This is a genomic window from Pseudomonas sp. ICMP 460, from assembly GCF_002723595.1.
Taxonomy (GTDB): Bacteria; Pseudomonadota; Gammaproteobacteria; order Pseudomonadales; family Pseudomonadaceae; genus Aquipseudomonas; species Aquipseudomonas kitaguniensis.
This window is the reverse complement of the sequence record NZ_LKBR01000010.1, coordinates 47,262-59,735: the sequence shown is the minus strand read 5'-3', so window position 1 is coordinate 59,735 and position 12,474 is coordinate 47,262. Positions and strand designations below refer to the sequence as shown.

Sequence of the window (12,474 nt, the reverse complement as noted above, 5' to 3'; positions counted from 1 at the left end):
TGCCCCGCTGCTGGGAGTGGAGTTCGCCTATGACCGAAGTAGAAGTAAAGAAAACACAAGACAGCCTGCAGGATCGTTTGGCTCAAGTCATCGAGCTGCTGCAGCGTCAGCGTGTGGTGGAAGACCTCACGCACCGCCAGGAAGGTCCGAACCTCGACCGCGTCGAAAACCTGGTTCACCGGCAAAACCTCGTCGAGTTGCAGCGCAAACTCGATGACCTGCACTCCGCCGACGTCGCCTATATTCTTGAAGCCTTGCCGCTCGATGATCGACTGACCTTGTGGCAGTTGGTCAAGGCTGATCGCGACGGCGATATCCTCCTTGAAGTGTCCGACTCGGTGCGCGAAACCCTGATCGCCGACATGGATGATCATGAACTCTTGGCGGCCGCCAAGGAGATGGACGCCGACGAACTGGCTGACCTTGCTCCTGAATTGCCGCGTGATGTTGTGCATGAGCTGATGGAGGCCCTCGACACCCAGCAGCGTGAGCGTGTTCGCTCCGCGCTGTCCTACGACGAGGACCAGGTCGGTGCGTTGATGGACTTCGAGATGGTCACCATCCGTGAAGACGTCAGCCTGGAAGTGGTATTGCGTTACCTGCGCCGCCTCAAAGAACTGCCAGGGCATACCGACAAACTGTTCGTCGTCGACAATGACGGCATTCTCAAGGGTGTGCTGCCGATCAAGCGCCTGCTGGTGAATGACCCGGAAAAGCGCGTCGTAGACTTGATGGCCAGTGACACGGTGAGTTTTCACCCGGATGAAGATGCGTACGACGCAGCGCAGGCATTCGAGCGTTACGACTTGATTTCGGCCCCGGTGGTCGACAAGAACGGCAAGTTGATTGGTCGTTTGACCATCGACGAAATCGTCGACCTGATTCGTGAGGAGAGTGAGACCGAAGTCCTCAACATGGCCGGTCTGCGCGAAGAGGAAGATATTTTTGCCTCGGTCTGGCGCTCGCTGCGCAACCGTTGGGCGTGGTTGGCGGTCAACCTGATTACCGCGTTTATTGCCTCACGCGTGATCGGCTTGTTCGAAGGCTCGATCGAGAAGCTGGTGGCGCTGGCGGCCTTGATGCCCATTGTGGCGGGTATCGGCGGCAACTCCGGCAACCAGACGATTACCATGATTGTACGCGCGATGGCGCTCGACCAAGTCAGTACCGGCAATACCTCGCGCCTGATGCGCAAGGAACTGGCGGTTGGCTTGATCAATGGCTTGGTGTGGGGTGGCGTGATCGGTGTGGTGGCCTACTTGCTGTATGGCAGTTGGTCGCTGGGTGTGGTGATGACGGCTGCCATGACCCTCAACCTGCTGCTGGCTGCGCTGATGGGCGTATTGATACCGATGACGCTGGCGCGCCTTGGTCGCGACCCTGCCATGGGGGCCAGCGTGATGATTACGGCCATGACCGACAGCGGTGGCTTCTTCATCTTCCTGGGCCTGGCGACCATCTTCCTGTTGTGATCCCTTGTGGGAGCGGGCTTGCCCGCGAATGCGCTCTGTCAATCAGCAATAAATTGACTGATCCACCGCACTCGCGAGCAAGTCGCAACGCTGCTCCCGCACAGCCCCGTTCCGGGCGACCCTCAAACCCCAGGCAAAAAAAAGCCAGCACATGGCTGGCTCTGGCTTTCAGTGTTGGATCAGCTGGCTTCTGCGGCCGCCTCAACGTCGTGCGCGATAAGCGAGACGAGGGCATTTTGCTGGCGGTGGGAGAGCTGACGAAAACGCTGCAGCAGTTCGCGTTCGTGCAGTGACAGCTCTGGGCTGTCCAGGCGCATGCTCAACTCTTCGCCCAACGCACCTTCCTGAATAAGGCTCTGTTCCAGGCGCGCGATGATTTCAGAGTTCATGCTGCGGTGATGATTGCGAGCCACCTCGGCAATGCGTTCCCGCATTCCGTCTGGCAGACGTACGACGAACTTGTCAGCCGTACGGCTGGAATAAATTGCCTGTTTCAATGGGCGCATATATTTAACCGGTTAGTTCAGGGGAGCGGTTTTTGGAATTGGCCGCAAGGATGAGTGTTAAGACAAGACTCACGACCAAAGTTCAACCCGAATTGCAAAGAGGCCGCATCATGCCTCAGATTTGACAGTTCCTTGGCGTCAATTCTGTGACAAATATTGAACTGCCTAAAGGCTTTATGCCAGCACTGATTTGCAATTTTGCGGACTGGTTAGAAGTTTTGGCTACGAATGATTCCAAACCGGAACGCTTGAGCAAACCTCGGCCGCAAGGGGGTAGGCGCGCAAAGTGCCCGAAGGTATGGCCTTTTGCCCTATTTTTTAAGGATAGTGGCGATCTGCCAATTTGCTAGTGAAAGGCGACATAAGGTAGGGGGCACGCGAGTCGACCGGTCAGCGCAGTACCGGGTCGAACTTGATGCGCCGGCCCACGATCAGCGTGAAAACCAGCAAGCCGGCAAACACGCCGGTGGCAATGAAGGCAGGCGTTTGCGCGTGTTGGGAGGCGATGCTTAAACCCGTCACGCCGCTTGTAACGGTCAAAAACAGGAACAGCCAGGCGGACTTGCTCATAAGGCCTCCTCAGAACACCCAGTGTTCGGATACAGGCGCGGTCTGAGTGTCCTGAGTCACACGAATCGGCGATTGCATCGCAGGTGTCATCACCGCCAGTTGCGGGCGCTGCTGCAGGTGATGCGGCACGGCCTGACTGATCTGCGCGGCATCATCATTGCTGGAGTGAAAATGGAACATGACCAGTGCAGCCAAAGCCACAGCGTTGAGGGTTAACAGAAGGGCGCTGTTCATGTTCTTGATCCGCAGTGGCTGGGTCGAATGGTTTTGTAGGATAAGTATTGCAGGTGTCGTGCCAATATTTTATGCCAATAAAAACAATGAGTTAGATATGTTTTTAGGTGCTTGAGCGTTGCAATTTGCAAGACTGGCATTTTGAGGGCGTGCAATTTGCACGACGCCGCCAAGTACCCGTATTTACGGGGCGAAACCGCAGTGCCTTATTCAAGGAACGGCCTACACTCAAAAAGCCCACGGACGACATGACAAAACCGACCTCGGCCGTTAACATGCACGCCGTCCGCCGCTGCGCGTTTCGCCTGGCAGCTGTCATTTGTCCCAGTAGCTCAATTGGATAGAGCATCCCCCTCCTAAGGGGAAGGTTGGCCGTTCGAACCGGCCCTGGGACACCATATAATCAAAGGGTTAGCGAGTTTTTTGTCTGACCCTTCGCTGTGGTTGTATTTTCCCTGCGGCAGCTGGCCGCCAATTACCTAAAAATTCGCCGTGCTCTGAAGCAATCAATGCTCACTCCTTTTTGTGTGATTGATTTCCTTGCTCCGTGCACCTGCGACGATTTGTGGCTAAATGCCATCGACCGTTGCACGCCCCTTTAGAATCCCCTCTTAAATCGTCTTGACGCCACTAGGCCAAATTCTGCGTGCCAGCTGGCCATGCAGTCCCGAACGAGACCTATACGGGGCGGGCGGTTGAGGGAAAACTAATAGTTTTGATAGTTGCGATTAAAATTACGAAATGACATCTTTTGATCCAGGACACGGATAATTAAGTAAGGGATGTTCATGCATTTAGTCATCACGGCAAACAGAAGGAAGGCCGCTGAATACTTGGCCTCAACGGCAGAGGAAGGGCAAGACTATCCTCAAAATCATTTTGATGAAATTGACCTGGAGAATATGCTTCAACATATTCCTGTTCAGAATAAGACTGATTTGATTGATTATGCGGAAGAGCATCGCGACTCTTTTTTGGAAAATGCGGTGTTGTTCAGCGAAACTTCCGGAACCACCGGTAAGCCGCTGCAAACGCCACGCGGTAATATCGAGCTGAATTGGAATACGCAGAACCAGATGTACGCGTACTCCAGGCTGTTAAAAAAAAAGCAGGACCGAGTTGCGATCATACACCCGGGCATGCTGAGTCCTTTTATTGAGGCTACGACATTTGCCTTGAGAAAACTCGAAGTCGGTTACGTCAAAGTTTTCCCTATCGAGGGTATCTGTGATTACCGTCGAATTCGTGATGTATTGGTCAGGTACCAAATTACCACCCTCATGACCACGCCATCGCTGGCGTTGAAAATTCTGTACGAGATCAAAAAACTTGGCGAGGGTGCGGCGCTAAAGCTGGACAAGGTATTGTTGACCGGGGAACTGATAACAGAAGCCTGTGAAGCAAACTTTAAAAAAATCCTGGGGCCGGCGTGTGAGGTCGTTGCTTTTGTATACGGCGGCAGCGAAACAGCCAGCCTGATGTACGGGATTGGTAACGGCCAATATCTGCCGTTTCAAGAAGATTTCATCTTTGAGATCGTCGATGGCGAGGTCACGATTGCCAACGCTGATGAGTACAGGGTCAAAGGTGAGTTGCACGTGACCTGGCTTAAAGGCGGGTTACTGCCGATAAAACGCTATAACACCAATGATGTGTTCGAAGTGACGGTCAAGAAGAATCACCCGTTCAAGTTCAAGCCCTTGGGGCGTATCGTAAATCTGCAGGCGGGCTACCCGAGCTCCGCTCGACTGGAAGAGCTGATTTACAGTGTGCAACAACCCATTTTCAACTACGTGGCGAACTGCTCCAGCAGCCAACGACGCATTGATGTTGATCTGGTTGCCTTGGGCAGTGATCAGGTGGTCGAAGAAGTGCGTTCGACGTTAACAAAAGAATTTCCGCAGTATGAAGTAACGGTGCGTTTGAACGTGGCGCAGGACCCGTTTTTGCAGTTTGCACCGAAGCCTAAACTCGCTCGTTATATGATCAATTAAGGATAGACACGATGACTTGGTGGATGGTTGACTTTTTAATTATGCTTGCCTACGGGTTACAGCATACCGTATTGACAACAAAGGCGCTGGTGCGTGGGTATAACGCGATATTGCCCGCGTGGAGCTGGAATATAAGTTACAGCATCATGTCGGTGATTACACTGCTGCTGGCTTTTCATTTTTGGGCGCCGTCGGGCGTTTATATCTTTTATCTGGCGCCCGGCAGCATTCCGTTTCACCTGATGACTATTTCGCTGGCCGCGTCGCTGTTTTTCTTCTTTTTCTGCTTTAAGTACACCACCTCGTTTTGGCAATGGCTGGGGGTTCGCCAGGTTGCGGCAAGGCTTAAAAACGAAAAGATGCCTGCGTATTACCGTGTCCGTCAGCAGGGTATAAAAAAGTACATCCGGTTTCCACACCACACGTGCCTGATTCTGTTGTTCTGGACTCACCCGGTGATGACGCTGGACACTTTGTTCCTGGCAATCGGCGCCACTATTTACCTCTACTTGGGTACTTATCATCAGGATTTGCGCGGGCTGGCAATGATTGGCGAATCCTGGCAGCAGTATCGAAATGACACGGCGCTTTTAATTCCGACACCGAAAGTATTAAAGCGTATGTACCGTGATTTGACCGGTAAAGGTGAAAGCGAAACGCACGTCGAAACCGCACCCGCCCATAGGGCGCATGCCGATCAACCGACCGCCGTCGAAAATAATTAAGAAGGATCTTTATATGTTCAATCAACAATTGCAGCATTTGCAAACCACACTCGAAAACCACGAGATCTACAACTACATCAACTCTCCAGCTCATCTGAAAATTTTCATGGAGTCCCACGTATTCGCTGTTTGGGATTTCATGAGCCTGGCAAAACGCCTTCAAATTGAACTCACCTGCACCCGCTTGCCATGGTTTACACCGACCGATGCCAAAAAAGCGCGGTTTATCAACGAAATTATTTTGGGTGAGGAAAGTGATCTGGGCGACGACGGCCTGCCCGCCAGCCACTTTGATATGTATCTGGCCGCCATGGCCGACATGGGGTGCTCCAGGCATAAATTTGACCTGTTTGAACAACATTACCGCAGCGGAGTTGAGCTTGAGCGGGCGCTTGAGTTGGCAGACGCACCGAGCTACGTCATCAACTTCGTTCGTCAGACGATTGACACCGCACTTAATGGGCGCGCCGAAGAAGCCGCCAGCAGCTTCTTCTACGGTCGTGAAGATGCCATTCCGCAGATGTTCCAGGCGCTGCTTGATCAATGGGGCCTGAAAAAGGAATCGGCACCCAGGTTTGTTCATTACCTGCAACGGCATATTGATCTGGACGGCGACGAGCATGGGCCGGCGGCCATGAAGATTCTGTCTGACCTGATCATCGACGAGCACGCCGAGGCCGCCGCGTTGCGGGCAGCCCAACAAGCAATCAGCGCGCGTATCACCCTATGGGACGGCATCCTGGCAGACATGAAAAAACATGACGCCGCAGCCCATCATCAAGAAGCCAGTACGAAGCTTGAATTAGCTTGAACCTATGACGCGAACAGGGACTGATCGATGATGGAATCACTAGTGCTCGCCGATGTGGTGGAGCCGATGTACCTTGATAAGAGCTATCTGCAAAAGCTCAGTACACAGTTTAAGCAAGACGGTTATCTGACCCTACGCAGTTTTTTATCCAAAGAAGTGTTCAGTCGTTTGAACGAAGAAACCTTCAAGTTACATGATCTGAGTGCCAAGCGTGATTTCGTCATGGCAGGCTATGAAACGCCACGGATTTTATCAGTGGCGGGCGGCAAGAAAATTCTGAAGAACACAGTCTTCATCCCGAGTTTATATGTGCATCATCAGTTGCAGACGGTATTGTCACTGCTCACGCAAAATAAACTCTATACCGTAAAACATCAGGAAGAGTGCATTGTTGCCAACTATCTTGATGGGCGGGGGCAGACGCATGGGTGGCATCTGGACGACCCGACCTATGCGCTGATTATCGTTCTGGATGCGCCCGCTGCAGGAAGCGGTGGGTGTGTTGAATATGTAGCAAAGTGGAAGGAGTTGTGCGCGCAGCTGGCCATCGACCCCTACAAGCAAGTCGACGCCGGATTGAATTTTGCCAAACGCCACGGCCTTATCAATAGCGTGCATCTGGAAGCCGGTGATTGTTACATATTGAATGCCGGTGACAATTTGCACAGGGTCACGCCTATTTCTGATAACTCCTCGCGCCGGCGGGTCATTAATATGGCGTTCGATCATCGTGAGTCGTTCACCTTCGGGAATACTGCCGATATTTTATATGCAGAAGAAGAGGTAGAGCATGCGTTCGCGATTTGATGACCGTGTTGTAGTGATCACGGGTGGTAATGGTGGTATCGGCGCGGCCACCGCACGTGCCTTTGCCGCTGAGCGCGCACAGGTCGTGTTGGTTGACAAAGTTATTGATGAAACGCTTTTGCAAGCGCTCATTGATGCAGGTACGAATTCCTCGGCGTATGCCGTGGATGTCACGGATGCCGAGCAGTGCCGCGTACTGATTGAAACAGTTATCCAGAAATACGATCGCATCGACGTCCTGTTTAATAACGCGGGTATTACCCGGCGCGCTTCAGTGGTGGATACGACGATAGAAGAATGGGATCAAGTCATCAGTGTCAACTTGAGATCGATCTTCCTGATGTCGAAATTTGCGATCCCTCATATGAAGCGTCGCGGCGCGGGCAACATTGTTAACACGGCGTCCGGCTGGGGCCTGGTGGGTGGAGGCAATGCGGCCAGTTACTGTGCGTCAAAAGGCGGCGTGGTCTTACTGACCAAAGCAATGGCGATTGATCATGGTCCCGACAATATCCGCGTCAACTGCATCTGCCCTGGCGATACCTTGACCCCTATGCTCTTCAACGAAGCCGAACAACTGGGGCTTGAAAGAAATGCCCTGGTCGATGCAGCGGCGACCCGCCCGTTAGGTCGAGCCGGTCAACCCAGTGAAATAGCCAGTGCCGTTTTGTTTCTGGCGTCCAGTGATTCGTCGTTTATTACCGGAGAAGGCCTGGTCGTCGATGGCGGCGGACTGGCTGGCTCCGCCTGAGGAAAGACCATGACCAACGCCTTGCGAATATGTATTGTCAAACTGCTGTTTACCGCGAGTAACTTTGTCATTCCGTTTTCAGCACTGTTCATTAGCAAACGGTATGACTTCGACGCCAGCGCGCTGGCGACGATGGTCACGGTTTTATCTGTCAGTTACCTCGTAGGTAATCTGGCGGGTGGGTACTTGGGTGACAAGTTTCAATCGCGTTCATTGTTGCTGCTGTTCTCTTTTTGCTCGTTGCTGAGCATGATTGTCGGCTCGATGGCGCTTGCGGCGACTGTTACGTTTACCGCTATCTCGGTATTTGCTGTTATGGCCGGGGCTGCAAATCCGGTACTCAGCAATTATTTGTCGAACAGCGTCGATGAATCGAATCGCGAGAGTTCGTTCGGTAATTTGTACTTGGCGAACAATATCGGGATTGCGATTGTTTTCATTGTTGGCGGTTTCCTGCTGGCACGTGGAGCACAGTATCCGTTGTATTTTTTTACAGTGCTGAGCGCGTTGAGCTTTTTGTGCACTGCGTTGTTGCTCAAGCCGGTTGCAGCGTCGTCGACGTCGGGCAGTCCCACGCCCAAGTCGGCAGACGTCGGTACTCTGTCCGCAATAATTGTGTGCAGTTTTATCCTGTTTTTCGGTTTGGCGTTCCTCGATGCTCAGCGTGAGTATCAGTTGCCGGTCTGGTTGGACAGTTTAAATAAAGACTCCAGTTCGGTACTGTTTGGCACGATCGGCATCGTCAACGCGGCGATTGTATTGTTGCTGACCAAATACGTCGTTAAGGTCACTTCAGCCATTGACCCCATCAGGAATATGGGGATTGCTGCGCTGTTTTACGGGTTTGGCTTTGGCATTCATTATTTTTTTGGCAGCGTGTACCCGGTGTTGGCGTTGGTAGTGTTGTGGAGTATTGGGGAGATTCTTGGCGCCACTTACATGAGCGTGTTCATTTCCAAAAATGCGCCTGTGCGGTACCGAGCTAAATTGTTCTCGTTGATCCCTGTGGTACTCACGCTTGGCAAAATCCTCTCGATCACCACCACCACGGGACTCGCGGTTGTGTATGGGATCAATTCAGGCTGGGTCCTGGCGTTTGGCGTGGGAGTTTTGGCGTTCATATTTTCGATTTCACTTTTAGCGTTCACTAAAAAGGCAGGCGCAGATGACACGGCTCGGTATCCTTCAGCTACCTTATAATTTGGACATTTTGAAGCAGATTACGACGCAGCTTTCGCATTTCAATGGGCACGTTTTTTTTATCGATACGGATGCCCGTATTTCGACTGTGAAAGCGTTCGAGCTGCCTTCCAATCTGCATTTCGTCGCGTGCGACTCTTACGCGGTCGAGTGTATTCAAGCGCTTTCAACCGATCTGCGATTGGATAACCTGATTTCATTGGCTGAGCTGGGGTTGATGCCCGCGTCTCAGGTCAGGGATCAATTGGCGATGCGCGGGCATAGCGCCGAGGTGGAAAAGCAATCGGTCGATAAACATGCAATGCGAGTTGCATTGGCCGCGGCGAGCTTGACGGGGGTAAAGTTTGAAAAAAGCACCCTTGGTCAACTGCCCGAGGTACTGGGTCGATTCGATCTCCCTGCCATTGTCAAACCGATCAGCCTGACGGGCAGCATTGGCGTGCAGCTGATAAAGCATATTTCGGAGATCGCGGATTACTCGAACAGGCTACAAAACAATGCCTATGCGAATGGCTGTGAACTGATCGTTGAAAGCTTTTTGCCTGGCGCGGAATTCAGTGTCGAAGGGCTGCTGCTTGACGGTGAGCTTCACATTTATGGCGTGACCGAAAAAGAGACAACCGAGCAGCCATATTTCGTCGAAACCGGCCATCGTTTCGACACCAACCATCGCTTGTTGCCTTGGCTGCATCCCGCCTTGAAAGAAGTTTTCGAGGCACTTGGAATGAGCATCTGCCCCTTCCATGTCGAGTTCAAGATCATTGATGGCCGCCTGGAGATCATCGAACTCCATAGTCGGTTTGGCGGTGACTTCATCACCAAGCTAATTGAATATTCGTCGGGTAACAAAGTCTTTCTTGAGTACGCTGAATTTTTGTGTTTCGGCAACCTGCCACGTATCAATCGTGCTGAAGCCCACGTGACGGCCGTTAAGTTCTCGACGGTGTCAGCAGGGCGTATTGCCTCAGTCTCTCCATTAAGTGAAGCGTTTATTGAAACGTTGTTAGAACATAAGGTCGGCGTCAAGGAGGGTGATGTGATAAACCCGGCGACCGGTTACTATGATCGCCCGGCCTATTTTATTTCAAAATTTAAAAGTCCGGACGACGAGGCGATTTTTCAAACGGCCTTCAGCCAATTCAAAATTCTGACCAACGAGAATGCCCTGCATGAGTGAACATCATTACGAAGTTGAAATTTCCTGGACCGGCAATCGCGGAACAGGCACCTCTGATTACAAGGCTTATGGTCGCGATTTTACGGCCACCTCCCAGGGTAAACCTGTTCTTCAAGGCTCTTCTGACCCTGCGTTCCTCGGTGACCCTGCCAAGTGGAACCCTGAAGACATGCTGGTCGCGTCAATTTCCGCGTGTCATAAGTTGTGGTATCTGCATTTATGCGCCGTTAACAAAATTATCGTCACCCGCTATGTTGATAACGCAGTGGGCTACATGGTGGATGAACACCCTACGCGCAAAGGGCATTTCACCAAGGTGATACTGCGCCCGGAGGTTGAGGTGACGCCGGGTTCAGATAAGGAACTCGCGATTAAATTGCACGAAGATGCGCATCACGAATGCTTTTTGGCCAATTCGGTGAATTTCGACATTCAATGTGAACCCACGCTAACATAACTGGTTGCAGGTGCTTGGATGAACGGTTTTGTACAAGGTAGTTTGTTGCACGAAGTTGGCCAGCAAGCGTTGGATGAATATCTTGAGCAGCGGCCAAGCACCGCTTTATTTTACGATCTGTACGCGGTGGGTGAGCGCGCGGCGTCAGCCCCGAAGATCGAAGACTACAGCGTCGCATGCGAGACCGTGTTGCGTTCCCGGATGCGCAGCATCGCCACGGTTATCCGAGGGCAGATCGAGCCGGGAATAGAAGCCGATTCGAAAATCCGCTTGCAGGCATTGGCGTCGCAGGTGGCTATCTTCGCCGGATACACAGACGCGCCGGTTGGATACATTGATACCTGGGCAGGCCATATACCCTTTATTATCAATCAGATCAACGGGCCACTCATTGATATACCTGAGGCGTTGGCCAATAGTTTTGCCGTGACGTGCGAAGCGGATGCAGTTTTCTACGTACAACGACTGGCATCACTGAACTATATGATAGCGAGCGTGGTGGAGAAATTTGAACACGATATGAAACAGGGATGGTATGCGCCTGATTCCATCCTGGTCAGAGCGGTTGCTACATTACGATCTTATATTGGCGTACCGCTGGACGTGCACCCGTTGTACGGTTCGTTCGCGTACACACTCAGCCTCTGTGAAAAGATTACGGCCGACAGTCGATTGTCTTTTTTGGACCGTGCTAAATCCATTCTGGAATCATCGATTTACCCGGCATATTCAGCAGCTATTGAGGCAGTGGAGCGTTTTCTTTCCTCGGATCATGCGCCGGTCCATTCGGTTCTGGATCTTCCGGGCGGCACCCAGTATTACCAGAAGGCTTTGCGGTATCAGGCCAATAGCCTGGACGGCGAGTTGCTTCACCAATTCGGGTTGGAGCAAATGGAGGCAGTCAACCAACGGTTGGCACGCTCTGCAGCCAATGTTGTGAGCACTGAAACGACCGAAAGCTACTTGCTGCAGCGCTCTGGTCAAAGCCTGGATTCATTTGATTTTACCCACGCCCTGCTGACTTACCTGGAAGAACTCAACGAGCGGGCATGTGCTCTGGCGGATGAGTGTGTTGAGGGCGCGTACCTTGAGGCGTTGTCATTCAAGGCAATACCACCGGCGCTGGAGGCATCCGCACCGTTTGCCAAATACACACCGGCAGGGCGGCATTCCCCGGCGATCTTTTGGGTGAATGCGGCGAAGGTTCGACAAATGCCGTTCAGTTTCCTTGAAGTGGTGGCTTTTCACGAGACGGTGCCCGGGCATCACTTGCAATTCTGCGTCGCGAGGCAGAACCCGGCGCTGCCGGTGTTACTGCAACTGAGTCTGTTCAACACCTTTATCGAGGGTTGGGCAACTTATGCAGAAGGGCTCGCGTCGACGCTTCAGCTGTACACAGACGCGGCCAGCGGCGAGCATTCGCACCTCAGAACCGAACAGTTGCGAGCCGCGCGTGTTGTCGCGGACACAGGGCTGCATGCCAAGGGCTGGACGCGCACTCAGGGTATAACTTTTCTTGAGGCGTGTGCCGGGCTCGACGCGGAGGACGCTGCGGCCGAAATCGATCGTTATCTTGCGGTTCCCGCTCAAGCGGCCGGGTATCAAGTAGGGCTGTCTACGATTCGCCAGCGTCGTTGCGATGAGTCTGCAAAGTACGGTGACGACTTTGATTTGAGCCGCTTCAATGCGGGTCTTTTAAGAAACGGCGCGGTCCCGTTTAATTATCCGGGCTGATAACCGAGCGCGTGCACAGTTTATGCACGCGCGCTC

At 52.6% G+C, this 12,474-nt stretch carries 13 protein-coding genes and 1 tRNA gene; 11 read left to right on the top strand and 3 right to left on the bottom strand.

What is annotated here, in order from left to right; translation table 11 throughout:
- The first annotated feature begins 29 nt into the window (after positions 1-29).
- Entirely contained in the window at positions 30-1,472 is a 1,443-nt protein-coding gene (gene mgtE, locus AO240_RS08850; RefSeq protein ID WP_058414117.1) for a magnesium transporter, read from the top strand.
- 179 nt (positions 1,473-1,651) lie between these two features.
- On the opposite strand, the gene AO240_RS08845 is transcribed toward mgtE, so the two are convergent.
- The 3 genes from AO240_RS08845 to AO240_RS08835 form a co-directional block, all read right to left on the bottom strand.
- On the bottom strand, positions 1,652-1,978 hold the full coding sequence (locus AO240_RS08845; protein WP_099236222.1) for an Arc family DNA-binding protein: 327 nt from the start codon (positions 1,976-1,978) through the stop codon (positions 1,652-1,654).
- Positions 1,979-2,368: 390 nt separating this feature from the next.
- On the bottom strand, positions 2,369-2,548 hold the full coding sequence (locus AO240_RS08840) for a PA3371 family protein (protein ID WP_099236221.1): 180 nt from the start codon (positions 2,546-2,548) through the stop codon (positions 2,369-2,371).
- A gap of 9 nt (positions 2,549-2,557) precedes the next feature.
- Positions 2,558-2,782, bottom strand: coding sequence for a hypothetical protein (locus tag AO240_RS08835; protein WP_099236220.1), 225 nt, complete (start codon positions 2,780-2,782; stop codon positions 2,558-2,560).
- 321 nt (positions 2,783-3,103) lie between these two features.
- Between AO240_RS08835 and AO240_RS08830 the strand changes: the two genes are divergently transcribed.
- From AO240_RS08830 to AO240_RS08785, 10 genes are all read left to right on the top strand, one after another.
- A tRNA-Arg gene (locus AO240_RS08830) sits at positions 3,104-3,180 on the top strand.
- A gap of 390 nt (positions 3,181-3,570) precedes the next feature.
- Positions 3,571-4,776: a CoF synthetase gene (locus tag AO240_RS08825; RefSeq protein WP_158231391.1), complete on the top strand. Its 1,206-nt coding sequence runs from the start codon at positions 3,571-3,573 to the stop codon at positions 4,774-4,776.
- Positions 4,777-4,787: 11 nt separating this feature from the next.
- Positions 4,788-5,501, top strand: coding sequence for a hypothetical protein (locus tag AO240_RS08820; RefSeq protein ID WP_177445802.1), 714 nt, complete (start codon positions 4,788-4,790; stop codon positions 5,499-5,501).
- A 13-nt stretch (positions 5,502-5,514) separates the two neighbouring features.
- Positions 5,515-6,312, top strand: coding sequence for a DUF3050 domain-containing protein (locus tag AO240_RS08815; RefSeq protein ID WP_099236218.1), 798 nt, complete (start codon positions 5,515-5,517; stop codon positions 6,310-6,312).
- Between the two features lie 27 nt (positions 6,313-6,339).
- Positions 6,340-7,119, top strand: coding sequence for a hypothetical protein (locus tag AO240_RS08810; protein ID WP_099236217.1), 780 nt, complete (start codon positions 6,340-6,342; stop codon positions 7,117-7,119).
- Positions 7,103-7,870 carry an SDR family NAD(P)-dependent oxidoreductase gene (locus AO240_RS08805; protein WP_058414110.1) on the top strand — a complete coding sequence of 256 codons (768 nt, stop codon included), beginning with the start codon at positions 7,103-7,105 and terminating at the stop codon, positions 7,868-7,870. Before AO240_RS08810 ends, AO240_RS08805 begins: the two co-directional genes overlap by 17 nt.
- A gap of 9 nt (positions 7,871-7,879) precedes the next feature.
- Positions 7,880-9,070: an MFS transporter gene (locus tag AO240_RS08800; protein WP_099236216.1), complete on the top strand. Its 1,191-nt coding sequence runs from the start codon at positions 7,880-7,882 to the stop codon at positions 9,068-9,070.
- Positions 9,036-10,247 (top strand): ATP-grasp domain-containing protein, encoded by a 1,212-nt coding sequence (locus AO240_RS08795; RefSeq protein ID WP_099236215.1) that lies wholly within the window; start codon positions 9,036-9,038, stop codon positions 10,245-10,247. Before AO240_RS08800 ends, AO240_RS08795 begins: the two co-directional genes overlap by 35 nt.
- The gene (locus AO240_RS08790; protein ID WP_099236214.1) at positions 10,240-10,704 is read left to right on the top strand and encodes an OsmC family protein; all 465 of its coding nucleotides are present in this window, start codon (positions 10,240-10,242) and stop codon (positions 10,702-10,704) included. Before AO240_RS08795 ends, AO240_RS08790 begins: the two co-directional genes overlap by 8 nt.
- Before the next feature lie 18 nt (positions 10,705-10,722).
- Complete coding sequence (locus tag AO240_RS08785; RefSeq protein WP_099236213.1) at positions 10,723-12,438, top strand: DUF885 family protein; 1,716 nt, start codon at positions 10,723-10,725, stop codon at positions 12,436-12,438.
- Positions 12,439-12,474 lie beyond the last annotated feature (36 nt).

What these genes read in the sequence shown, in the direction of transcription:
- mgtE (WP_058414117.1), top strand. Translation starts at nt 30, where the DNA reads ATGACCGAAGTAGAAGTAAAGAAAACACAAGACAGCCTGCAGGATCGT.
- AO240_RS08845 (WP_099236222.1), bottom strand. Translation starts at nt 1,978, where the DNA reads ATGCGCCCATTGAAACAGGCAATTTATTCCAGCCGTACGGCTGACAAG.
- AO240_RS08840 (WP_099236221.1), bottom strand. Translation starts at nt 2,548, where the DNA reads ATGAGCAAGTCCGCCTGGCTGTTCCTGTTTTTGACCGTTACAAGCGGC.
- AO240_RS08835 (WP_099236220.1), bottom strand. Translation starts at nt 2,782, where the DNA reads ATGAACAGCGCCCTTCTGTTAACCCTCAACGCTGTGGCTTTGGCTGCA.
- AO240_RS08825 (WP_158231391.1), top strand. Translation starts at nt 3,571, where the DNA reads ATGCATTTAGTCATCACGGCAAACAGAAGGAAGGCCGCTGAATACTTG.
- AO240_RS08820 (WP_177445802.1), top strand. Translation starts at nt 4,788, where the DNA reads ATGACTTGGTGGATGGTTGACTTTTTAATTATGCTTGCCTACGGGTTA.
- AO240_RS08815 (WP_099236218.1), top strand. Translation starts at nt 5,515, where the DNA reads ATGTTCAATCAACAATTGCAGCATTTGCAAACCACACTCGAAAACCAC.
- AO240_RS08810 (WP_099236217.1), top strand. Translation starts at nt 6,340, where the DNA reads ATGATGGAATCACTAGTGCTCGCCGATGTGGTGGAGCCGATGTACCTT.
- AO240_RS08805 (WP_058414110.1), top strand. Translation starts at nt 7,103, where the DNA reads ATGCGTTCGCGATTTGATGACCGTGTTGTAGTGATCACGGGTGGTAAT.
- AO240_RS08800 (WP_099236216.1), top strand. Translation starts at nt 7,880, where the DNA reads ATGACCAACGCCTTGCGAATATGTATTGTCAAACTGCTGTTTACCGCG.
- AO240_RS08795 (WP_099236215.1), top strand. Translation starts at nt 9,036, where the DNA reads ATGACACGGCTCGGTATCCTTCAGCTACCTTATAATTTGGACATTTTG.
- AO240_RS08790 (WP_099236214.1), top strand. Translation starts at nt 10,240, where the DNA reads ATGAGTGAACATCATTACGAAGTTGAAATTTCCTGGACCGGCAATCGC.
- AO240_RS08785 (WP_099236213.1), top strand. Translation starts at nt 10,723, where the DNA reads ATGAACGGTTTTGTACAAGGTAGTTTGTTGCACGAAGTTGGCCAGCAA.